At 40.5% G+C, this 23,713-nt stretch carries 19 protein-coding genes and 1 pseudogene; 15 read left to right on the top strand and 5 right to left on the bottom strand.

Translation table 11 applies throughout. The annotated features are described in order from the left end of the window. The 4 genes from LQ188_RS16285 to mutL all read left to right on the top strand — a co-directional run bounded on the left by LQ188_RS16285 (position 1) and on the right by mutL (position 6,037). On the top strand, positions 1–429 hold the full coding sequence (locus tag LQ188_RS16285) for a RicAFT regulatory complex protein RicA family protein (RefSeq protein ID WP_101224709.1): 429 nt from the start codon (positions 1–3) through the stop codon (positions 427–429). 212 nt (positions 430–641) lie between these two features. Continuing rightward, positions 642–1,181, top strand: a complete 540-nt coding sequence (locus LQ188_RS16280) for an outer spore coat protein CotE (protein WP_034313495.1) — start codon at positions 642–644, stop codon at positions 1,179–1,181. A 270-nt stretch (positions 1,182–1,451) separates the two neighbouring features. Next, positions 1,452–4,076 carry a DNA mismatch repair protein MutS gene (mutS, locus tag LQ188_RS16275; RefSeq protein WP_230177464.1) on the top strand — a complete coding sequence of 875 codons (2,625 nt, stop codon included), beginning with the start codon at positions 1,452–1,454 and terminating at the stop codon, positions 4,074–4,076. A 23-nt stretch (positions 4,077–4,099) separates the two neighbouring features. Beyond that, positions 4,100–6,037: a DNA mismatch repair endonuclease MutL gene (gene mutL / locus LQ188_RS16270; protein ID WP_101224711.1), complete on the top strand. Its 1,938-nt coding sequence runs from the start codon at positions 4,100–4,102 to the stop codon at positions 6,035–6,037. Between the two features lie 144 nt (positions 6,038–6,181). Here the strand turns inward: mutL and LQ188_RS16265 are convergent, their stop codons facing one another. Then, the gene (locus tag LQ188_RS16265) at positions 6,182–7,003 is read right to left on the bottom strand and encodes an SMI1/KNR4 family protein (protein WP_230177463.1); all 822 of its coding nucleotides are present in this window, start codon (positions 7,001–7,003) and stop codon (positions 6,182–6,184) included. 781 nt (positions 7,004–7,784) lie between these two features. Here LQ188_RS16265 and LQ188_RS16260 point away from each other — a divergent pair. Further along, the gene (locus LQ188_RS16260) at positions 7,785–9,932 is read left to right on the top strand and encodes a peptidase G2 autoproteolytic cleavage domain-containing protein (RefSeq protein WP_230177461.1); all 2,148 of its coding nucleotides are present in this window, start codon (positions 7,785–7,787) and stop codon (positions 9,930–9,932) included. 471 nt (positions 9,933–10,403) lie between these two features. On the opposite strand, the gene LQ188_RS16255 is transcribed toward LQ188_RS16260, so the two are convergent. Beyond that, positions 10,404–11,051, bottom strand: coding sequence for a cupin domain-containing protein (locus LQ188_RS16255; protein WP_230177460.1), 648 nt, complete (start codon positions 11,049–11,051; stop codon positions 10,404–10,406). Between the two features lie 321 nt (positions 11,052–11,372). Between LQ188_RS16255 and LQ188_RS16250 the strand changes: the two genes are divergently transcribed. The 4 genes from LQ188_RS16250 (at position 11,373) to LQ188_RS16235 (ending at position 15,361) form a co-directional block, all read left to right on the top strand. After that, a complete protein-coding gene (locus LQ188_RS16250; RefSeq protein ID WP_230177458.1) occupies positions 11,373–13,265 on the top strand; it encodes an oligopeptide transporter, OPT family in 1,893 nt (630 codons plus the stop codon). After that, positions 13,255–13,620 (top strand): PqqD family protein, encoded by a 366-nt coding sequence (locus tag LQ188_RS16245; RefSeq protein ID WP_101224716.1) that lies wholly within the window; start codon positions 13,255–13,257, stop codon positions 13,618–13,620. The genes LQ188_RS16250 and LQ188_RS16245 overlap by 11 nt, the downstream gene beginning before the upstream one ends. Before the next feature lie 212 nt (positions 13,621–13,832). Beyond that, on the top strand, positions 13,833–14,642 hold the full coding sequence (locus LQ188_RS16240) for an SDR family NAD(P)-dependent oxidoreductase (RefSeq protein ID WP_230177456.1): 810 nt from the start codon (positions 13,833–13,835) through the stop codon (positions 14,640–14,642). A gap of 110 nt (positions 14,643–14,752) precedes the next feature. Then, complete coding sequence (locus LQ188_RS16235; protein WP_230177455.1) at positions 14,753–15,361, top strand: methyltransferase domain-containing protein; 609 nt, start codon at positions 14,753–14,755, stop codon at positions 15,359–15,361. 198 nt (positions 15,362–15,559) lie between these two features. Here LQ188_RS16235 and LQ188_RS16230 read toward each other — a convergent pair whose 3' ends face one another. After that, the gene (locus tag LQ188_RS16230; protein WP_230177454.1) at positions 15,560–16,222 is read right to left on the bottom strand and encodes a hypothetical protein; all 663 of its coding nucleotides are present in this window, start codon (positions 16,220–16,222) and stop codon (positions 15,560–15,562) included. A 591-nt stretch (positions 16,223–16,813) separates the two neighbouring features. On the opposite strand from LQ188_RS16230, the gene LQ188_RS16225 reads away from it, so the two are divergent. After that, positions 16,814–17,548 (top strand): alpha/beta fold hydrolase, encoded by a 735-nt coding sequence (locus LQ188_RS16225; RefSeq protein WP_230177453.1) that lies wholly within the window; start codon positions 16,814–16,816, stop codon positions 17,546–17,548. A gap of 669 nt (positions 17,549–18,217) precedes the next feature. Here the strand turns inward: LQ188_RS16225 and LQ188_RS16220 are convergent. After that, entirely contained in the window at positions 18,218–18,934 is a 717-nt protein-coding gene (locus tag LQ188_RS16220) for a GntR family transcriptional regulator (protein WP_101224747.1), read from the bottom strand. A 277-nt stretch (positions 18,935–19,211) separates the two neighbouring features. Between LQ188_RS16220 and LQ188_RS16215 the strand changes: the two genes are divergently transcribed. Genes LQ188_RS16215 through chbG form a run of 5 tightly spaced genes read left to right on the top strand, consistent with a single transcriptional unit; the run spans position 19,212 to position 23,307 of the window. After that, positions 19,212–19,520 (top strand): PTS sugar transporter subunit IIB, encoded by a 309-nt coding sequence (locus LQ188_RS16215; RefSeq protein ID WP_048684685.1) that lies wholly within the window; start codon positions 19,212–19,214, stop codon positions 19,518–19,520. 4 nt (positions 19,521–19,524) lie between these two features. Further along, complete coding sequence (locus tag LQ188_RS16210) at positions 19,525–20,874, top strand: PTS transporter subunit EIIC (protein ID WP_034313464.1); 1,350 nt, start codon at positions 19,525–19,527, stop codon at positions 20,872–20,874. A 17-nt stretch (positions 20,875–20,891) separates the two neighbouring features. After that, positions 20,892–21,239 (top strand): PTS lactose/cellobiose transporter subunit IIA, encoded by a 348-nt coding sequence (locus tag LQ188_RS16205; protein ID WP_230177452.1) that lies wholly within the window; start codon positions 20,892–20,894, stop codon positions 21,237–21,239. Beyond that, entirely contained in the window at positions 21,236–22,579 is a 1,344-nt protein-coding gene (locus tag LQ188_RS16200; protein ID WP_101224721.1) for a 6-phospho-beta-glucosidase, read from the top strand. Before LQ188_RS16205 ends, LQ188_RS16200 begins: the two co-directional genes overlap by 4 nt. After that, a complete protein-coding gene (gene chbG / locus LQ188_RS16195) occupies positions 22,576–23,307 on the top strand; it encodes a chitin disaccharide deacetylase (RefSeq protein WP_230177451.1) in 732 nt (243 codons plus the stop codon). Before LQ188_RS16200 ends, chbG begins: the two co-directional genes overlap by 4 nt. A 95-nt stretch (positions 23,308–23,402) precedes the next feature. On the opposite strand, the pseudogene LQ188_RS16190 reads toward chbG, so the two are convergent. Continuing rightward, positions 23,403–23,713: pseudogene (locus LQ188_RS16190) on the bottom strand (pyridine nucleotide-disulfide oxidoreductase); the annotation flags it as partial.

Genomic DNA, 23,713 nt, shown 5'->3' with positions numbered 1-23,713 from the left:
ATGACGAAATATACTAAAGATGACATTCTGAACAAAGCTGCCGAGCTTGCTGAAATGATCGCAAGCACGGAAGAAGTCGATTTCTTTAAACGGGCAGAAGCACACATCAATGAAAACCAAAAAATCCGTGAAATGATCGCCAGTATCAAGAGCTTACAAAAACAGGCAGTAAACTTCCAGCATTACGGCAAAGAAAAAGCATACAGTCAAGTTCAGGCCAAGATTGATGCACTGGAAAAACAATTGGATGAACTTCCGATCGTGCAAGAATTCAAACAATCCCAAGTGGATGTAAATGACCTTTTACAAATGGTTTCATCACAGGTATCGAATAAGGTGACGGACCTGATTATTGAATCGACTGAGGGAGACGTCCTTCGCGGTGAGACAGGTTCAAAGGTACAAGCAGGCGGCGGAAGCTGTTCATAAATATTAAAAAAGCCCTTCTGATTTCAGAAGGGCTTTTTTAGATGCGGAAATCCTTATACAGTGCCCATTCGTGACACATATCCCAAAACATGCGCATAAAATAACCTAGGTTTAAAACATTACAGCAGTTTTCAAACAATTAAAATTCTACGCACACTAGACTTTTACCACGCATAGGATGAATGGAAACTGTATGAGGAGGGTTCGCTAGCATGTCACAATATAGAGAGATAATTACTAAAGCGGTGGTGGCAAAAGGACGCAAATTCACAAAGTCCTCTCACACCATTTGCCCGGCTCATCATCCTTCTAGCATTCTAGGTTGTTGGATCATCAACCATAAATACGATGCAAAGAAAGTCGGCAAAAAGGTAGAAATTCACGGCAGCTACGAAATCAACGTCTGGTATTCCTATAACCAAAATTCAAAAACGGAAGTTGTAACTGAAAAAGTGCAATATACCGACGTTATTTCGCTGAAATACCGTGATCCCGATTGTCTTGATGACCATGAAATCGTTGCAAAAGCTGTCCAACAGCCGAATTGTTTAGAAGCTTGCATCTCCCCATGTGGACAAAAAATCATTGTCCATGTGGAAAGGGAATTCTTTGTGGAAGTCGTCGGCGAAACGAAAATTTGTGTCGCTGTAAGTCCAGATGGCCGCTGTGAGGATGACTGGGGCTCTGATTTCGATGATGAGGATTTCGAAGATTTAGATCCGGATTTCCTTGATGAATTCGAAGACGAATAGAATATAGAAATTAATACCGGATGACATTCCCTTCATCCGGTCTTATTTAATTTGAAGCGGGACAAGTACCTTGCAGGGCTGGGAATGAAAAAAATAGGAATGCAATGTTACTATATCCGTGCGTAAGGCTTTGCAGATACAGCTAGCTCACAATTTAAAGGATAATTGATTTACCATGCAATTTCGAATACAGGCAATGTTGCTTTCCCGTATGTTATAATGAAGGACATAAATGTGTAATAGATTATAGTTTGGAAAGGTTTTGAAGGAATGGCTGGATATACTCCAATGATACAGCAATATTTAAAAATTAAGGCAGAGTATCAGGATGCCTTTTTATTTTTTCGTTTAGGCGATTTTTATGAAATGTTTTTTGACGATGCTCTGAATGCATCTCAAGAGCTCGAAATCACATTAACAAGCCGAGAAGGCGGTAGTGAAGAGCGAATTCCGATGTGCGGCATTCCGTATCACTCGGCTGCTAATTATATTGATATATTGATAGAAAAAGGTTTTAAAGTAGCTATTTGTGAACAAACCGAAGATCCGAAGCAAGCCAAAGGCGTGGTACGCAGGGAAGTTGTCCAGCTGATTACTCCGGGAACGAAAATGGATAGTAAGGGTCTTCGTGAAAAGGAAAATAATTATATTGCCACGATCACTTATTTCACTGATGGTCAGTTTGGCTTTGGATACAATGATTTATCGACAGGGGAAAATAAGGTCACATTGATTGAGAGTTTCGAGGAAGTTCTGAATGAATTTGCCATCCTCGGTGCGAGTGAAGTGGTCATTGCCGAGGATTTCAATGAAGAATGGAAAAAAAAGCTGCAAGAACGGGGCGCTGCCGCTCTATCCCTAGAGAATAATTCGGATCAAAGCGAGTCATTCGTTGCACTGCTTCATTTGTTAAAAGACCAGAAACTGGCGACAACGACTTCACGCTTATTGAATTATCTATACCGTACCCAAAAACGCAGCCTGGATCATTTACAGCCAGTGCTTGCATATGAAACATCTCAATATATGAAAATTGATTATTATAGCAAACGTAATTTGGAATTAACTGAAACCATTCGTTCCAAAGGTAAAAAAGGCTCATTATTATGGCTGCTTGATGAAACGAAAACAGCCATGGGCGGAAGAATGTTGAAACAATGGATTGATAGACCGCTCATTAATAAAAAACAGATCGAGCGGAGACAAAGCCTTGTTGAAACCCTAAAAAATCAATACTTCGAACGGCAGGACTTACGTGAACGCCTGAAGGAAGTGTACGATTTGGAGCGGCTTGCCGGAAGGGTGGCCTTCGGTAATGTAAATGCTCGGGACTTGATTCAACTGAAACGTTCATTGCAACAGGTGCCGATCATTCGTGAAATCGTGAAGTCAATGGCTTCAAATCAGGATATTTCAATTCTGGCCGATAAATTGGATCCTTGCGAAGAAGTGACGGATTTGCTTGAAACGGCGCTTGTAGAAAACCCGCCATTGTCCGTGAAGGAAGGAAATATCATTCAGGACGGTTTCCATAAGGAGCTGGATACATACAGGGATGCCAGCAGAAACGGGAAAACTTGGATTGCACAGCTTGAACGGGAAGAGCGGGAACGCACAGGGATCAAATCTTTGAAAATCGGATATAATCGTGTTTTTGGCTATTATATTGAAGTCACACGAGCCAATTTGCATCTGCTTGAAGAAGGCCGTTATGAACGGAAGCAAACTTTAACGAATGCCGAACGTTATATCACACCTGAGTTGAAAGAGAAGGAAGCTTTGATTTTACAAGCAGAGGAAAAAAGCATCAGTTTGGAATATGACCTATTCCTCAATCTTCGTGAAGAGGTCAAAAGCTATATCCCGCGCTTACAGGATTTAGCGAAAGGTGTCAGTGAACTGGATGTCTTGCAGTGCTTTGCGACGATTAGCGAAGAACGCCATTATGTGAAGCCTGTCTTTTCTGATGATCGAAGAATCGTACTGAAGGAAGGCCGACATCCAGTGGTCGAGAAAGTCCTTCAATCACAGGAGTATGTCCCCAATGACTGCTTCATGGATGGAGACCGGGAGTTACTCTTGATCACAGGGCCCAATATGTCGGGTAAAAGTACGTATATGCGTCAGATAGCGCTAACATCGATTCTAGCGCAAATTGGATGCTTCGTATCCGCAAGTATAGCTGAATTGCCTATTTTTGATAAGGTATTTACTAGGATAGGGGCGGCAGATGATTTGATTTCCGGTCAAAGTACATTCATGGTCGAGATGCTTGAAGCAAGAAATGCCATCATGAATGCGACAGAAAACAGTTTGATATTATTTGATGAGATCGGGCGGGGAACATCAACTTACGATGGGATGGCGCTTGCCCAGGCCATAATTGAATATATTCATGAGGAAATTGGGGCAAAGACTCTCTTTTCGACTCATTATCACGAATTGACAGTGCTGGCAGCGGAACTGCCAAAATTGAAAAATATCCATGTCAGTGCCATTGAGCAAAATGGAAATGTCGTTTTCCTTCATAAAATTAAAGAAGGTCCAGCAGATAAAAGCTATGGAATTCACGTGGCAAAGCTAGCTGATTTACCGGAGCAGTTAATAGATCGGGCTGCCGCCATTTTAGCGCAGCTGGAAAATGAAAATGGACAGGCAAAGGCGATGCCTGAACAGGCTGCTGCTGTAAAAGCACCTATTGCCGGAGTAGCCCCGGTGACATCCGTCAATGAGGCACAGCTTTCCTTCTTTGGGGAAGAGGCTCCTAATGGAAAAGTGAATTCCTCGCCTAAGGAAAAAAAGGTGCTCGATGACATAAAATCACTGGATATCCTTGAAATGACGCCGCTTGAGGCGATGAATACCCTTTATAAATTACAAAAGAAACTTAAATGAGATAATAAAGCGAGGCGATAAAAATGGGGAAAATCAAACAGCTCGACGAGGCTTTATCTAATAAAATCGCAGCTGGCGAAGTTGTTGAACGCCCAGCCTCAGTCGTTAAGGAACTTGTGGAAAACGCAATAGATGCAAACAGTACCATTATAGAGATTGAATTGGTGGAGGCTGGACTTGGTTCCATCAGGATCGTGGATAATGGCGATGGGATTTTGGCTGATGACATAGAGGCGGCATTTAAACGTCACGCCACAAGTAAAATAAAAGATGAAAATGATCTCTTCCGAATCCGAACACTCGGCTTCCGCGGTGAAGCAATGCCCAGTATTGCTTCAGTTTCCCGTTTTGAAATGAAAAGCAGCACTGGCGAAGGTGTAGGAACGCGCATACTTCTTGAAGGCGGCATGGTTAAGGAACTCGAGGCTTCATCCAGCCGTAAAGGAACGGATATCCTTGTTTCCGATTTGTTTTACAATACTCCTGCAAGGTTGAAATATATGAAAACCATTCATACCGAGTTAGGAAATATTACGGATGTCGCTAACAGGCTCGCACTTTCGCACCCGGATGTTTCAATACGGTTAACACACAATGAGAAGCGTATCCTGCACACGAATGGTAACGGCGATGTCAGGCAGGTGCTAGCCGCTATCTATGGGACGAATATTGCCAAAAAGATGATTCCGGTTCAGGCAAGCTCCCTGGACTTCAAATTATCCGGATATATCGTCATGCCCGAAGTCACCAGGGCTTCAAGGAATTATATTTCGACCATGATAAACGGCCGCTTCATTAAAAACTATGCGCTCGTGAAAGCAATCCTGGATGGTTACCATACACTTCTACCAATTGGGCGTTTTCCAATTGCTTTGTTGAATATTGAAATGGACCCGATTCTTGTCGATGTCAATGTACATCCGTCCAAAATGGAGGTAAGACTAAGCAAGGAACAGGAATTGTTCAGTCTTGTATCGGAAACGATTAAATCTTCGTTTAAAAAGATGTCTCTAATTCCAAGTGGATATACACCTACACCAAAGCCGGAACAGGCGAAAAGTGAGCAAACTACGCTGGAATTGGACCATGTTGTGGAAAGCGGCAAGCGGGTCCTTGAAGAAGCCAAGAAAGAAGCTTCACTCTTGAAGGATACCTTGATTCGGGAAAAGCAGGAACAAAAGAGTTATGTGGAGCATGAAGATTTCAATTTTGAACCAATAAAGGAAATAATCTATAGCAATGAACAGCAGCAAATGGAAGATGTCTATGTACCGGTCTTACAAGATGATGAAAGCAAACCATATTTCGAGTCAGCTGAAAAGTATACAACCTACACTGTCGAACAAGAGGAAGAAATCGAGGCGAATGAACAGGCTAACCGCATCCCTCCCATGTACCCGATTGGGCAAATGCATGGAACATATATTTTCGCTCAAAACGAAAAAGGTTTATATATCATAGACCAGCATGCTGCCCAGGAACGAATAAAATACGAATATTTTAAAGAGAAGGTCGGACGTGTTGAAAACGAGCTGCAGGACATGCTGGTTCCCATCACCCTTGAATTTTCAACAGACCAATGTATTCGGATAAATGAATATCGGCATGAGTTGGAAAAAGTCGGCGTCTATTTAGAGGAGTTTGGCTACAACGCCTATATTGTCCGATCGCATCCACAATGGTTCCCTAAAGGAATTGAACAGGAAATCCTTGAAGAAATGATTGAACAATTGCTCTCGATGAAAAAGGTCGACATCAAGAAATTGCGTGAAGAAGCAGCTATCATGATGAGCTGTAAAGCCTCCATAAAGGCAAACCGTCATCTGCGCAATGATGAAATCCAAGCACTTTTGGATGAACTAAGGCGCACAACCGATCCCTTCACATGCCCTCATGGAAGGCCTATCATCATCTCATATTCCATTTATGAAATGGAGAAAATGTTCAAGCGGATCATGTAATTAAAAGCAATGGAGAACCCTTATGTAATGGGATTCTCCATTGCTTTTTTAGTTAAATGACCACATTTATTGGTCCATGCTCTTTTTTCTAGTGCTTTTGAAACGTTTTCAGCATAAGAGACCTGTATATTCGAAGTAACTGAGTTAGTTCCTGTTTATAAAGTCAAGTAATAACTTGTGTGAATACTTTATATCACTATTGATTTCACTATCTTCTACAGAGCCTAAAATATGCAACGCTTTTTTTATTATGATTTCATCAGTTACAAACTCATCGCTGATTAATTCAACTAAATTTTGAGATGCGCTTTCTTGAATATATATATCTGAGTTAGTTTCAAGGAACATAATCAGTGTAGATGCGAGTTCTGTTAAATCTTTATAACTACATACCCATATGCTTATACCATCTAAAATGTCCTCAGTATCTATACTTTTACACAACTCTTTTGCACGTTCAACGGATAACTCATATCCACCAATGTAATCGGACAAATCTTCTGTTGGCGGTTCATATAAATTTTCAATCATTTCTTTAAAAGTCTTAAAGATAACAGAAGTTCTATTCTCTTCAGTGTCTATAAAAGTTATTTCTGGTTCATCTTTATTTTTTCTATAATCTAATACAATCCACGTGTGTCCATCTCCGGAGATTGTTACAAAATCTTTTTCTTTAATTCCCCATTCATTAAGAAGGTATTTTGATTTGTAAATTCCTTCATTCTCTTTAATTCCAAACAGAAAGTCTACAGCAATATGATTATCAGCATAGGAATTTTTAAAACTCACTGGTAATGCGTTGTATTTTAAATATCCCCCATTTTGAATTTTTAATAGTTCAATATATTCTTTTGGGAGTTTAATGTTTAAATTTGTTTCAGCATCAAGGATATCTCCTTCTGTTAATTCATTTAGGTTATATTCATCAAAATCCATATCTTCGAATTCTTCAAAAATAGACTCCAAGTATCACACTCTCCATATTACTTAGTTTCATTCTTCTCAAATAAATCATCCAACAGTAAAATCTCAACTATTTATAGGCTTTTTCAATTGTAAGGTGATTTCTCATATTTATCCAAAAAAATGTTTTAATTTATTTGCATTTATAAAATTTCAATAATTCCTTTTTAGATAGAACCTGTGATGCACTATTAAGCCACAGATGATTAAATTTTATAGAACTAGATTGAGCATTTTGATAGGGTGAGGTTCTTTTAAAGATAGGAGTACTTCTGAGCCAACCGCAAACTGAATAATCTGTTGCTGTATTAGGGGGAGCAATTTGAATTTTTTATATTATAAGAAGAAACTCGGTAGAATATATTTAGATTATATAACGGATAATTGTATCCAAGCGTGTTATGGATTTTTAAATACCCATAAACCACATTGGGTGGACACCAAATGTAAGGATGTGGCGAAGTAAAAAACGGATCATGTAATTAAAAGCAATAGATAAACATTAAAGTAATAGAGTTCTCCTTGCTTTTTTCGTTAAATGATTACATTTATGGGTCATAATCTTTAAAACAAAGCGTTTGAAAACCTTTCTGCTGAAGAGTCCTGTATTCAAGATATAATCTCCGTGATAGACCACTAATTATTACAACAACGCAATTATCAAGTCAGAATCCTATATGGGCTATTTAGTAAATGAAGCTTGTCTATACCATTTTTTTGGAATATGCATAACATAATATAGATTTTTTAATATGAAAAAATTTTATAAGAATGGAGAACGATAATGGCAAATGGATGTAACCAAAATCCGATAGGGACTTGTTCGGAAGCGGAAGGAATCAATACAACTGCTAATGGGACAGCCTCTCATGCTGAAGGAATGAATACAATTGTTAACGGGACTGCTTCTCATGCGGAAGGAAGTACCACAACTTCAGGTGGTAATGCTGCACACACAGAAGGGTATGATACCGAAACAACAGCTGATACGGCACACGCAGAGGGAACTACTACGACAGCAAGCGGGGTAGCTTCCCACGCGGAGGGATATCTGACTACCGCTAGTGCAAATACTTCCCATGCGGAAGGAAGTGAAACAATTGCGACGGGAAACTCCTCCCATGCGGAAGGGTTTCGGACAACGGCCACAGCTAATACGGCACACGCAGAGGGAACTACTACGACAGCAAGCGGAGTTGCCTCACATGCGGAAGGTTTTGCAACAAATGCAAGTGGAGATAATTCGCATGCAGAAGGTAACAATACAACAGCAGCCGGAGCTAATTCACATACAGAAGGTTTGAATACGCAAACAACAATCAGCGGTGTTAACGCACATGCGGAAGGAGAAGGAAATACAGCAAGCGGCAGGGCCTCCCATGCGGAAGGAGGCGGAGTAGATCAAATGGGTAATCCAGTTCCCACCTTAGCAAGCGGGGATGGTGCTCACGCAGAAGGCATAGGGACAACAGCTAGTGGACCTGCTGCACACGCAGAAGGCTTCCAAACCTCTGCCAGTAATCCTGCTGCCCATGCTGAAGGAATTAGTACAATTTCCAGTGGAATTGGTTCTCATGCAGAAAGCGTCAATACAACTGCGAGTGGATTTGCTTCCCACGCGGAAGGGTTAAGTACAACGGCCAGTGGAAATGCTTCCCATGCCGAAGGGGAGGGTTCAGTAGCCAGTGGAAATCGTTCTCACACGGAAGGGCAAAGTACATCTGCCAGTGGAGAAGCTTCTCATTCCGAGGGGGTTGCTACAAACGCCATTGGATCAGCTTCCCATGCCGAAGGGAGAGAAACAAGGGCATTTGGGGAAAATTCGCATGCAGAAGGCTTCCTGACCACTACGGGAAATGCAAATGATTCGACACTGGGGTTGAATGCCCATGCCGAAGGGGAAGGTACAACGGCTAGTGGAAGGGCCTCACACGCTGAGGGTGGAGCAATTGATCAAGTAGGTAATCCAGCTCCAACGTTGGCCAGTGGGAATAGTGCTCACGCGGAAGGAGTTGGTACAACAGCAAGTGGATTTGCGTCTCATGCGGAAGGGGGAACTCCAGACATAACCTTTTTACCAGGACCGGTAGCAAGCGGAAACTTTTCCCACGCAGAAGGCGTTGCAACATTCTCCAGCGGCCTTACTTCACATGCAGAGGGAGTAGGAACAATCGCCAGTGGTGATACCTCCCATGCTGAAGGTAACTTTACCTCAACAAATGGTTTTGAAGGAGCCCATATTATGGGAAGAAACGGAGCTGTTAACGATTTAGATGGTGACCCAACTTTTTCGTGGAATGTAGCTTTCGGAGCAGAGCCGTATGACACTACAGGACTAGTTGGAAAACTTCTGAATAACGGTAATATGTTCATTGATGGGGCATATGGCACTCCGGCGGGTGATTACGCAGAGATGTTTGAAACTGCTGATGGAAACCCAATTGATGTTGGCTACTTTGTTGTAGCATCAAATGAAGACAAAATTCAGAAAGCCACTTCAACCGCCCCTTTTATTTTGGGCATTACTAGTGCAACACCTGGTGTATTGGGGAATAGTGGAGGTTTGCGCTGGCAAGGGAAATATCAAATCGATGAATGGGGAAGAAAAAAATACCATGATGTCACTCTTCCACCCCAAAAAGACAAAAAAGGGAATGTGATTATTCCAGAAAGTACAGTAAAGCAACCCATCCTTAATCCGGATTGGAACCCTAACCAAGAATACGTTTCTCGTGTAAACCGACAAGAATGGGTGGCTGTAGGGCTAATTGGTCAAATACGGGTTCGAGATGATGGAACATGTGAAACTCATGGATATTGCTGGCCAAATGATGATGGAGTCGCAACAAAAGCGGAGAAAGGATATTTTGTATTAAAGCGTACCGGCCCGAATCAAGTATTGGTCTTGGTCACTCCACTTCAAAAAAACTAAATAGTTAATACCATTGCAAATCGGTCAGTTGATGAAGTTTAAAGGACTTATGAAAATATAAAAAACCAAATTCCAGAAAGATACAAAGTATTAGGATTGAACACTTTGATATGGGGAGGTTCCTTTAAAAGTTCTGGGCAACCGCAAAATTGAAGTGAATGCTTTGTTGTTATAGAGGGGATTCAATATGAATCTCTTATATTATAAGAAGAAACTCGGTAGAATATATGGGGATTATATAACTGATAATTGTATCCAAGCGTGTTATGGATTTTTAAATACCCATAAACCACATTGGGTGGACACCATAATATAAGATGTTGCGCAGTAAAATGAATTCGACATTTTAAACGGGTCATGTAATAAAAAGCAATGGAGAACCCTTATGTAATGAGAGGTTCTCCCTTAGACGTCATCCATGAAGGGTGTATAGGCCTTGAACAGCGTTAATCATGTTCCCAACATCTATCTTCAATAATAATATGGGGGATTGGGCTGGTATTGATAGTTGTATGCCGGGGCAGTATATAGTTGGTTATCATAGTGATTAATATATTGAGGATATTGCTGCATCTCTTCATCGGCTCGATGGCAGTTGACTGGCGGACCGATGAATGTTGATGGCTGAACCGGTGCAATTGCTTTTTTCCATTGGTTTTCATCCATGCAATAAGTATGTGCCATAATATTTGCCGGCGTCAATTTCAAGATATCCGAACCGAGGATCACCTCAGGTGTTGGTGCATTAAAAATGGCAAGCAAATGAGTATTATCCGTATTAGCCACTTCATAATGCCACCAACCTTGTGGGACATTGGCTACTTGACCGGGTTTAATGGGATAATTTTGTATTTGTTTTGTAAAAGGATTCAGTAATGAAACGGTTGCCGCTCCAGAAATGCAATACACGAGCTCTGCTGCATTTTGGTGATAATGCGGTTCTACGACATTGTCTGTACTAAGGTAAATATCTAATAATGAAACATTTTCGAGTGTGTTCAATTGTTTGATACCTAATATATTGATATAGTTTTGATTGTCTTTTTTCATTAAATTGCTTTTATTAATATCGAAAAAGTATTGTGTGGATGGTGAGGTATAGTCCATATAGGAGACCATGAAATTATCATTCCTTTTTTTAAGACTTGATTTTTCAGGATATGTAAAATCTCATTTTAATGTGCAATAACCCAGTGGGTTTATTGCCTATGGAACTGATAAGGGTTGCTGATGATGCTGTGATAGGCAGTGACTTAGAGTAACGAATAGTTATGGTTATTATATCAATATTATTTTATATATTTTAAAACTGAAACTACTAAACTGAATTTTTGATATAATCAAACTTTTGATTAGCGTAATTTTCCCATTGCATGACTTTAAATTACAGTGATATAATGTTCTCTGTGATTTTAAAGTTTAACATAGGAAGTGGCTAAATTGTCGAACAATTCAAAAGAGAGTAAATTCGTCCCGTACGTCTCTGCATCTAAATCTTTACCGGAATTGACTGCAACTGCAATCATTCTAGGGATCATTCTTGCAATCGTATTCGGGGCGGCAAATGCATACTTAGGCCTACTTATTGGTTTAACTGTCTCTGCTTCAATACCCGCGGCGGTAATTTCAATGGCTATATTAAGAGGGGTTTTTCGCAGGGATTCAATATTAGAAAACAATATTGTGCAAACGATGACCACAGCAGGTGAGGCTATTGGTGCCGGTGCTGTATTTACCATTCCAGCATTATTCATGTGGGACATGGACGTGAGTCAAGCATTCATCATTTTCGTTGTATTAACTGGGGGTTTTTTAGGGGTCTTCATGATGGTTCCACTTCGCCAGCTTTTGATTGTAAGGGAACATGAAACATTACCTTATCCTGAAGGTACGGCATGTGCCGAGGTCCTGAAATCAGGAGAAAAGGGTGGTACAAGCGCCAAGCTGATCGGAGCCGGCTTGGTTATCGGCGGTGTGGTTAAAGGGCTTGGTGATGGGTTTAAGCTTTTCAAGACTGAGGTTGAAACAGGAATCACGAATTTTAAAAATGCAGTGGTTGGTCTTGATGCCTTTCCTTCCCTTTTGGGTGTAGGTTATATTATTGGACCGCGTGTTGCAGGACAAATGCTAGGTGGGGGTTTATTAGCCTGGGTCGTTCTAATACCGGCCATCAGCTTTTTTGGCGGAAGCAATGGAACAGCCATTTTCCCTTCCGAGGTACCGATCGGTGAATTGGATGCATGGGGAATTTGGGATAATTATATACGCTACATTGGTGCTGGTGCCGTTGCAACTGGCGGATTGATCACATTGATCAAAACATTACCAATACTTTTCAGTTCAGTTTTCGATACTCTTAAAGGTGTTAAAGCCAATAAAGGACAACTAAAATCAGGTTCGATCCGTACAGAACAAGACATACCGGCTAAATACGTTTGGCTGGGAACGATCATCGTTATTTTAATCATTGCTTTCACACCTATCACGGATGTAGGAATCATCGGTGCGATTGCAATTGCGATTTTTGGGTTTTTATTCGTGACAGTGGCTTCAAGGGTTGTTGGGATCGTCGGAAGTTCTTCTTCCCCAGTTTCAGGAATGACGATAGCCACACTATTGATTGTAGCGATTGTCTATAAAGCTACTGGTTTTACTGGTACGACGGGAATGGTAGCCGCTTTAACCGTCGCTGCGATCATTTGTACTGCACTTGCGGTTTCAGGTGATGTTTCTCAAGATCTAAAAACAGGATATATCGTCGGCGGAACACCATGGAAACAACAAGTTGCCATGATGATCGGTGTTGTTGCGTCAGCTTCTGTCATTGGTTTTATCCTGGTTCTGATGGATAACGCATATACGATGGGATCTGCAGAACTGCCTGCACCTAAAGCGGCACTAATGAAAATACTGGCTGAAGGTGTTCTTGGGGGAGATTTACCTTGGACACTCATCTTTATCGGTGCGGCTATTTCGATCACATTAGAATTTTTCGGTCTAAATTCACTTGTTGTTGCTGTCGGCATTTACTTGCCGGTTCATACGAGTGCCCCAATCATGATCGGTGGATTTATTCGTTTCTTCGTTGAGTTTTTCTCGAAAACAAAAGAAGCGCTTAAAGCACGGGTTGATAGAGGTGTATTATTTGCATCTGGTTTAATAGCGGGTGAATCATTGATTGGTGTTCTTATTGCCATATTGATCGCAGCAGGTGTCCAAGTTCCGGCTGCGGCTAAATTAGCCAGCAATTTGCTACCTTTCCTATTATTCCTTGCTCTAGCTGGATTGCTATGGTTCGTATCCAGCAAAGGGAAAAAAGAAGATGCTTCGTAAAAGCCAATCAAAAAAGAGGAACCTGTTAACCATGGTTCCCCTTTTGGAAAAACGCGTCACTATGGTACAAGAATCTTCGGAAGCAACTTTTTTAGTCATTCAAAGGACCAATTTTGTGGAACGAATTACAATTCGTTTCTTTAAACAACCATCAGTCCGCAAAATCAAGCTTGATAAGTTTGGGGCATATGCCATTAAACAGATGGAGTTCCAAAGAAATGTAAATCAGATTTCTGAAGCGATGAGTGAACATTTTGGAGAGGAAGCAGAACCAGCTTTACCGAGGTTGATGAAATTCCTGGAAATTCTAGAGGTTCATGATTGGATCATATGGAATGATGAAGAAAAAAAATGAAAAAAGCTGAAGCTCTTTTGATGCTTCAGCTTTTTTCTGTTTTAAATTTGATGGAAATCAAAAATTTTCACAGGCTTACGACATTCTAATAATCTACATTTTTACAAAAATGAACTTTGAGTATAATTATTTGTAACTGATTTATATATGTTGTATTCTTGCACTGTCAGTCAGGATAAAATATTCATATTTTGAAGAGCAGGTGGATTATTATGGGAAGAGTACAAGGAAAAGTAGCATTAGTTACAGGTGGAGCTTCAGGTATAGGGTTATCCATATCCACACTAATGGCTAAAGAAGGCGCAAAAGTCGTGATTGCTGATTTTAACGAAACAGGAGCGAAAGAAGCGGCTGAAAACATTAAAAAACAAGGTGGGGAAGCGTCTGGAGTGTTCTTGGATGCCGGACAAGCAGATTCCATCCAGGCAGCAGTCGACTTTACCATTGAACAATATGGAACGGTTACGGTACTTGTTAATAATGTGGGGTCAACTAACCTGCATAAAGATCTGGATGTCGTGAATTTAGATTTGGAAGAATGGGACCGACTTATGGATGTGAATTTAAAAAGTGTGCTATTGGGCAGCAGGTTTGCGATTCCTCACATGATTAAAGCGGGAGGAGGTTCGATAATCAATACGGCCTCCATGGCTGGATTTACAGGTGACTCCGTACGATCTGCATATGGCGCGTCCAAAGCGGGGGTAGTGAATTTGACTCGTTATATCGCTGCACAGTATGGTAAAGATCATATTCGTTGTAATGGAGTGGCACCAGGTCTTATTTTAACTCCTGCAGCGAAAAATAATATGCCTCAGGCCGTACTCGATATTTTTGCTAAATTCAATGCATTGCCATATCATGGTGAAGCGGATGATATCGGTTATACCGTACTATTCCTTGCATCTGACGAGTCCAAATTCATTACAGGACAGACGATCCAAGTGGAAGGCGGTCATTATATGGCCAACCCAAGCATCTCTGATTTTAATGATTATGTAACGAAAGCAAAATCCAATTAATTTTCTGGACATTCATATAACAAAACCTTACCCTGGAAAAGATCAATCTTATCCGGGGTTTTTAGTTAGGAAGCCCTTTATTTAAAAAACATGAAGCAGGTGCATTAACAATGGAAGAAACGAATTATGACGAAATGCTGAACATCAAAACGGAAGGTGAACAAAAAAAATTCAATGATTCTTTGCATTATCACCGATACGAACCTACGCCTTATAGCGCATTAGAACATTTATTCAAAAAATATGCACTGAAAAGAAATGATCGCATTGTGGATTTTGGATGCGGTAAAGGACGCTTGAATTTTTTCATCCATCATTTATATCAATCATCTGTGGTTGGCGTGGAGATGAATGAAAGTTTCTATAAAGAAGCGATCGAGAATCTGAATGGCTACTTGAAGAAAAGGAACAACAACTATGGCAATATAGAATTCCACTGCTGTTTGGCGGAAGAATATGATATTGATACGAATGACAATCGCTTTTATTTCTTTAACCCGTTCTCGGTACAGATCTTCATGAAAATCATCAATAACATATTGCTTTCCTTTGAAAAAGAACCGCGCCAAATCGAACTGATTTTATTTTATGCTTCACAGGATTATATTTTTTTCCTCGAAAACCAAACCGCCTTCGAACTGAAAGACGAGGTGATGTTACCTGGCTTGACAGAATCTAATCCTTTTGAAAAATTCGTCATATACCAATTGTTAATTTGAATGGATACTCGTTTTTTGGTGATAATCAAGCAAATATTAAATGCACCCAAGCGATATTTCATTGATGCTTGGGTGCAATGAGTAACGAACCGTGGTGGGTACTTAATTTACAGTGTATTGTAAAATCCTTACTTTTTTGCATGCTCCTATTCCATTTTTTATCTTTTAGTTTTATGCTCTTCTATTTCTAAGGATGAATCACTTTGTTTGTGGGCGAGGTTCTAGTTTATAGTTTGTAAGCCATAGTAAACATAAAAAAATTAATTCAAATGCATTGGTAACAGCCGAACTTTCTATGGGAATAGGGATGGCACTTCCAACTATCATGACTATAACTCCTAAAAGCATCCAAATCCAACGTGTTCTTATAAATATGCAGATGCTAATCACCAATAATATAAAGGTAACAATAAGCACCATTAAAGGTGGGCCTGAAGATTCCTCACTAACATATCTTAAAACACCATACTCGTAGATTGGTACAAATGTCTTATGCATATTTTCAATAAATTCATAGATGATAAGCCCAGCTGTAAGGAAAAGGAAAAAGTAGGGTGTTATCATTTTCTTTGTAAAAGGAATATGTATCCTTTTCGCCATTCCCCATCCAAACAAAATCAATGTGGGAGTGATAAATCCATGACTCCAGAAACGTAATGCATTTAACGACTCCAACAAAGGGCCATTACCAATGAACTTTCCAGAGGCAATAATTAAGTTATCCACGATAAGCCCGAAAGTAACTAGAAGAAGAAAGCTTGAATACGAAAAGAGTTTACGGTCCTGTCGAAGTAACATCATTCCCATGATAAGAAGAATAATATAAATGATTGAATAACAAAAATATAAAATAGTATCCAACTAATTCACCCCCTATATTGTTTTTTTCCATACTATAATAGAACAAAACATATCACAAAAAATAACTTTAAATATAATTTTAATTTAATGTGAAATTCATATTCAGGAAAGATTGTAAATACCTATACGGAGAATATAATGGGTAGGCTTTATATGTGGTTTTTATAAGTATCAAAGGTCTACATAAGAAACTTTATATTTAAACAAGGATGGAAGCATTGCATGAAAAATGCCCATAAATAGCGATATTACTGATAAGCAGCCACTGAAATACGTGCACAGATTGCGTAATAACTCTCAATGTGGACTCAGATGAAAACATGTGGCAATGTTCGATAGCTGGCATCCAAACAAAGAGAGAGGATTCGTACAGGGTGGTTACGCCTAATAAGGTGAGATATAGCACAGCAAGTAATTAAATATGTGATAATCCAAGAGACTTGAAAATGATGGAGATAATCCCCCTTTGTCATAAAAATATTCAAAAGAGAAGGAAGTTAGATGTAAAGTTTAAGGACAGGGTGAATGAAAAGCAATACTAGTAGCTGTGTGTGTCCATAACATCAAATTTTATGAATAGTGAGGTATAAAATGAAAAAAGTTATTAAATATATTCTCGTTAGTATAATTGCATTAATGATTATCGCTTTCGGCGGCTTTTACATATGGTCAAAACAAACATACAAGCCATCAGATGAATTGTATGCGTTAGTTGGAAAGGGGAATATAAAAAAGGAAAATGGGTTTGTCACATTCGAACCAACAAAAACTAAGAAAGTGGGCATTGTCCTGTATCCAGGTGCCAAGGTTGAGCCGGAAGCATACGGATATTATGCAAAAGAATTATCGAAAGAGGGATATACAGTCGTTATCCCGGATGTGAGGTTCAATTTCGCTTTGTTTGATAAAAATAAAGCGGTGGAAGCTAAAGATGCATATCCAGATGTGGAGAAATGGTACGTTGCTGGACACTCGTTAGGAGGAGTAGCCGCCTCCGCATATGCTTATGAAAATCCAAAAGAGGTGGAAGGAATTATCCTCCTCGGTTCATATCCCAGTAACTCGAATGACTTTTCAAAAATGAAGGTTCCTATGCTATCGTTATATGCAGAACATGATGGGCTATCTACAGTGAAGAAGATTGTGAAGACAAAGCACTTACTATCTAAACAGGCTAACATGCATAAGATAGCGGGGGGAAACCACGGTCAATTTGGTGTATACGGAAAGCAAAAGGGAGATAATGAAGCGACTATCTCAGCTAAGAAACAACAAGAAGAAATGATAGTTGTCACAAAAAAATGGCTTAATCAGAATGGGGAGTAAGTAAAATTCAGCTTGAGCCATGAGAAAAAGGACCCGTTATTCTAAGATTATGTAGAGATGCCCTCAATGAATTAATTGGGGGCATTTTCATACCGAATAATATTTGGTCTTGGAAACAATGAAGCAAAGGGATCCGGTATGCGGAAAAAGGGGGGGATGTAGACTAAACGACAAGCACCACACCTCCCCGGTCCTGATTATTGCTTTGGCGTTATTTGTTTAATATATGCATATTTGTAAATTCACTCATTTAATGAGTGTATTTGTAAGTATGTAAATAATTATCCGGACACACAACGAAAAGAGAGGCAATCGTTATGATTGCCTCTCTCAAGAAGAAAAACGAGTTTGCATGAAGTTTGTTTCAGTTGATTTCAGAAATCCGTTCCCTTTTTCTGCAAAGCCTCATCAATGCAAGCGGCTGTGGGGTCTCGGCTAGCTAGTTATTCGGAGGAGTGGCGCAAATTTCTTCAATCCAATGACGTTTCACCCATTAAAAAAGTAAAAAACATGAAGGGTAACAAAGTCTTCCGAGCCTCCTGCGGAAGGCGAGTGCCTGGAGTGGAATTCAACGTTCCAATCTTACAAAACCCTAAAAAAATCGAGTATGTTTACAGTCCGGGCTGCCTTAATTAATAAGGCAGCCCGTCTTATTTTATATAATAATATTCAATAGTTACGCTCGATGACAAAGTGCGCGCGATCGCCTCTAAAGAGAGTTTTAGAGAATTCAATGACCGATCCGTCATTCTCATATGTGTAAGTTTCCAATGAAAAACAAGGTGAGCCGTTCGGTACGTCCAATTTGTCAGAAATGGAATCGTCGGCAAGTGAAAACTCCAAGTGTTCGACCGTTTTTTTTACTTTTAAATTGAATTGTGTCTCAAGTACTTTAAAGAGTGATTTTTCGCAGGCTTCGATATTAAGCCCGGGTGTTTTATACCAAGGGAGATAGGCAATTTCATATTGAAGGGGGATATCGTTTACGTAACGTATCCGTTCCAGTTTATTTACGGGGTCTCCAATATTTTGTTTAAAAAGCTTGGCAAGGGTAGCGTTTGCTTCGATCACCTTTAAGCTAATGACCTTTGTAGAAGGGTTTTTTCCTTGCATCGTGACTTGCTCAGAGAACTTTTCAACCGTGCTTGAAAGAAATTGCTTCACTTTATTTTCCGAAACGAAAGTACCTTTGCCCTGAACACGGTAGATGTAGCCTTCGACGTTCAATTGCTGTAAGGCCGTGCGAACTGTTGTCCTGCTTACTCCGTATATTTTACAAAATTCTGCCTCAGTCGGTAATTTTGTATTTGTTTGATATTCGCCATTTTTTATGAGATCGATAATTGATTCCTTAACTATGGAATGCAATGCCGCTTCTTTATTCATGGTCTCCACAGTGATTCCTCCTATGCTCATTCCCAATATATACATATAGATTATCTCGGATAAGTTCAATAATCAACTTTAATTCACAAATTTGTAGTAACAAATTAAAAATTGTGTTGATATTTTTTTGATTTGTAACTACAATGTATGTATGGAGGCAATAATACCCATTTCATATTCAAGGGAAGTGATAAAAGTAACATCGATTATAAAAAATGCGGTTTAGACTTACTTGAAAATACTGAATAATCAATCATTAAAAAGGGGGGTAATTTCAATGAATATCTTATTATGTTGTTCTGCAGGGATGTCTACTAGTTTATTAGTTACCAAGATGGAGGAAAGTGCTAAAAAACAAGGGGTAGAGTGTCATATATGGGCAGTTGGTTCTACAGAAGTTAACAATGAAATAGATAAGGCAGATGTTATTTTATTAGGGCCGCAGGTTAGATATCTTCTTTCCAAGCTACAGGAAGCGGGGAAAGAAAAGGGAATTCCAGTCGCAACCATCAATCCGATGTTCTATGGACTATGTAATGGTGAAGAAGTGCTAAAACAAGCCACTACTTTAATAAAAGGAGAATAAGGATATGATGACTTTTATTGATAAGTATATTATGCCTGGGGCGGTAAAGGTAGGAAATAACCGGCATTTGCTTGCAATTCGTGACGCATTGATTGGAATGATAGCGATTACAATGATCGGGTCATTCGCCGTCCTGTTTAATAATCTAGGGCAAGTCATCAAGCCTTACGGAAGAATGATGGAGGCCATCTTCGGTCCTGCATGGAATACGCTCGGCGGTGATATTTGGTTTGGAACCTTTGCATTCATGACGGTATTCGCTGTATTCGGCATTTCTTATAAATTGGCACGATCATACGGTGACGATGGTTTTGAAGCGATGCTGGTATCCGCAGCCTGTTTCTTCTTACTATTGCCTCAAATCGGAAATGTCACTTTAACCATCGATGATAAGGATGTTACTGGCGGGGCCTGGGGTTTTGTAAGCGTAAACTATTTTAATGCTACAGCCCTCTTTACAGGAATTGTCGTTGCCTTGATAGCCACTGAAATATTTGTGAGACTTTCCCGAGTGAAGTATTTAGTCATCAAGCTTCCTGATGGAGTACCTCCTGCGGTTGCCCGTTCATTTGCAAAGTTAGTGCCGGGTATGGCAACGATCTTTATCGCTGGTATATTCGGACTGCTGTTCCGTAAAGCTACGGATGGGCAGGTATTGAATGACTGGTTGAGTAAAGTGATCGTATCTCCATTACAAAGTGCAGTAGATTCATTGCCATTCGCTATTTTACTAGTATTTCTTGTTCATTTATTATGGATGATCGGTTTGCATGGACCCAATATCCTTGGTGGGATAACGACACCGCTTTTTGAAAGTTCAGGAGTGAAAAATATCGATTTATATGCAAAAGGCGTCAAAGACATGGACCAATACGGGGTATTGGCGGGTTCTTTCCTGGATGCATTTGTTTATTTAGGCGGATCTGGTGCAACATTGGGCCTAATCATTGCAATGATCATTGCCGGCCGGAAACGGTATAAACAGATGATTGCACTCGGAGGGGCACCAGGAGTGTTCCAGATTAACGAACCCATTCTTTTCGGATTGCCTATCGTTCTGAATCCAATGTGGTTCATCCCATTTGTTCTCGGCCCGGTAATTACAACGGTGATCTCTTATATCGCGGTAAGCAGCGGAATGGTTTTCCCGATCGTCGCTAAGATTCCATGGGTTACCCCGCCGATTGTGGGTGGATTCCTGGCCACAGGCGGACATGTATCTGGAGCGGTTTTGGCTGCAATCAATCTAGTCATTTCAACAGCTATTTATTTACCATTCGTTTATGCTCAAGTGAAGATAGACACCAAAAATGAAACAAAGCTTACAAAAGATTCAGAAACGCTAAGCCTTTAAGAAAGTAGTGATGAAAAATGGAAAAAGAAGAATTATACCAGCTATCCTTTCAATTGATTTTATATAGTGGGAATGCGAGAAGCTTTGCAATGGAAGCGTTGCAGGAAGCAAAGAAAAAGGATTTTGATTCTGCACGATTGAAAATCGCCGAGGCGGAAACGGAATTACTGCAGGCCCATAAATACCAAACTCAATTAATTCATGCCGAGGCGGGCGGGGACCATTTTGATCTTCCCATCATCCTAGTGCATGCACAAGATCATTTAATGACGGCGATGACAGTAAAGGATCTTGCACTGGAAATGATCGATCTACGCGAAGAATTCTTACATGCAAATGTTGTGAAGGAGAGGGCTGCCGAATGAGCAAGGGGCTGAAAATTGTCACGATTGGTGGAGGATCGAGCTATACGCCAGAACTGATCGAAGGATTCATTAAATATCATGAAGAACTTCCCGTGAGTGAAATTTGGCTCGTTGACATCGAAGCGGGAAAGGAAAAGCTTGAAATTGTCGGGAATCTGGCAAGAAGGATGATTGAAAAGGCTGGTGTGAATATTGATGTCCACCTCACGCTAGATAGAAAGAAAGCGCTTAAAGGCGCAGATTATGTAACAACCCAGCTGCGGGTTGGCCAGCTCGCAGCAAGGGCACTTGATGAAAAGATTCCATTGAAACACGGAGTGATCGGACAGGAGACGAATGGGCCTGGTGGGCTTTTCAAGGCTTTTAGAACGATTCCCGTCATTCTGGATATTGCTCATGAAATGGAGGAATTATGTCCGGAAGCATGGCTGATTAACTTCACGAATCCTGCTGGAATGGTAACTGAAGCAGTTCTGCGTCACAGTAATATTTCCAAAATCATCGGACTTTGCAATGTGCCGATTGGTATGGAACGAGGTGTTGCGGATTTAATGGATGTAGAGCCATCAAGAGTCCGGATCGACTTTGCCGGCTTGAACCATATGGTTTACGGATTGGATGTATTTGTTGATGGGGAGAGTGTCAAAGATCAAATCATCAATTTGATTACTGATCCAGCTAAAGCTGTCACGATGAAGAATATCCATGCAATGGGCTGGGAGCCGGAATTCCTTAGAGCGTTAAATTTGTTTCCGTGTCCATACCACAACTACTATTACAAAACGGGGGATGTGCTGGCCCAAGAATTGAAGGATGCAGAAAAAGGGGAAACACGTGCAGAGGTCGTTCAAAGACTTGAAGCAGGTTTATTCGAGCTATACAAAGACCAGGATCTGGCTATCAAGCCGCCGCAGCTTGAAGAGCGCGGAGGTGCGTACTACAGCGATGCGGCTGTACGGTTGATTTGCTCGATGCATACGGATAAGCGAGATATTCAAGCGGTAAATACGGTCAACCATGGTGCGATAGAAGGCATCCCTTACGGCTCGGCGATTGAAACCAGTTGCGTGATAACTAAGGATGGACCTAAGCCAATCAACGTAGGAGAGCTTCCTGTCGCTGTCCGCGGATTAATTCAGCAAATCAAATCCTTTGAAAGGGTAGCCATCGAAGCTGCAATTTCGGGGGACTATGATACTGCGTTGCTTGCCATGACGATCAATCCACTCGTTCCAAGTGACCGGGTTGCAAAACTTATCTTAGACGAAATGCTGGAGGCACATAAAGATTATCTGCCGCAGTTTTTTGAAAAAAAGGAGTTGCAGGATAATTTATCATGATTGAAGTCCTTGTAAATGCAGATGATTTCGGGTTAACTAAAGCGGTGAATTATGGGATTTTGGATAGCCACAAATATGGAATTGTCAATTCGGCAACGATCATGATGAATGCGCAAGCAACGGAGCATGCGATCGAAATCGCAAAGAAGACACCATCGTTGAAGGTAGGTATACACTTAGTGCTGACATGGGGGAAACCTTTGTTGAGTGATGTTCCGAGTTTGGTTGATGAAGCTGGTTTCTTTAAGAAGCAAGGGTTGGTATATGGGGATCCTGCCGGTATTTCCTTGAGCGAATTGGAGAGGGAGTGGTCAGCACAAATCGAAAGATTCTTGGAATTTGGTCTATTCCCGACTCATTTTGACAGCCATCATCATGTACATGGGATCACAGCATTTCTATCGGTTATTAAAAAGCTGTCAGATAAATATGGATTGCCAGTGCGTAATGCCGGAAGGCACCTTGCTGGGATTCAAACCGTTACAGATGTATTCCTGGATGATTTTTATGGAGAAATGGTGGTTGAAGATTACTTTCAAAACTTGAAGGGGAGGGTAATGGATGGGGCGAGCGTGGAGATAATGACACACCCTGCTTATATGGATGAAGAATTAATGGAAGTCTCCTCATATAATGATAAACGTTTAAAAGAAACCCGGATCCTGACAAATGCAAAATTACCTGAGGGATTTTTCCTTAGATTCAGCATCAACCAGGTTAACATTTGAATTTTGATAAATACAGCCCTTTAATTGCAAAAGAGGACCATTCATCCAAATGATGAATGGTCCTTTTAAATTCAATGAGTGCTTTATCTTAAAAATTAATAAGCCAAGCTGAATAGGGCTTTGATGTGCGATAGATAGCGAACATTACTTGCTTCTTTCATCAATGTAGCCGGAAGGCCTTTAAGGGACGTGTTATTGGCCCCAACCGTTGCCACCGCATCCTTACGGCCAAGGCTCGCAAGCGTACCTGAGTTTACAGGCGAAAATGCTTCAAGTTTGTTGCCTTCAAAGGCTGCAAATAGGTTGTAACCAACAAGCTCACCCATTTGCCAAGCATTTTGAGCAGTAGGAGCGTATGGACGGCCGCCTTCTGGAGGGAAAGCAACGGCACTGTCCCCGACAACGA

The sequence above is a fragment of the Peribacillus sp. Bi134 genome, from assembly GCF_918698065.1.
Classification (GTDB): Bacteria; Bacillota; Bacilli; order Bacillales; family DSM-1321; genus Peribacillus.
The sequence above is the reverse complement of the archived record's forward strand: the minus strand, read 5'-3'. Positions and strand labels throughout refer to the sequence as shown.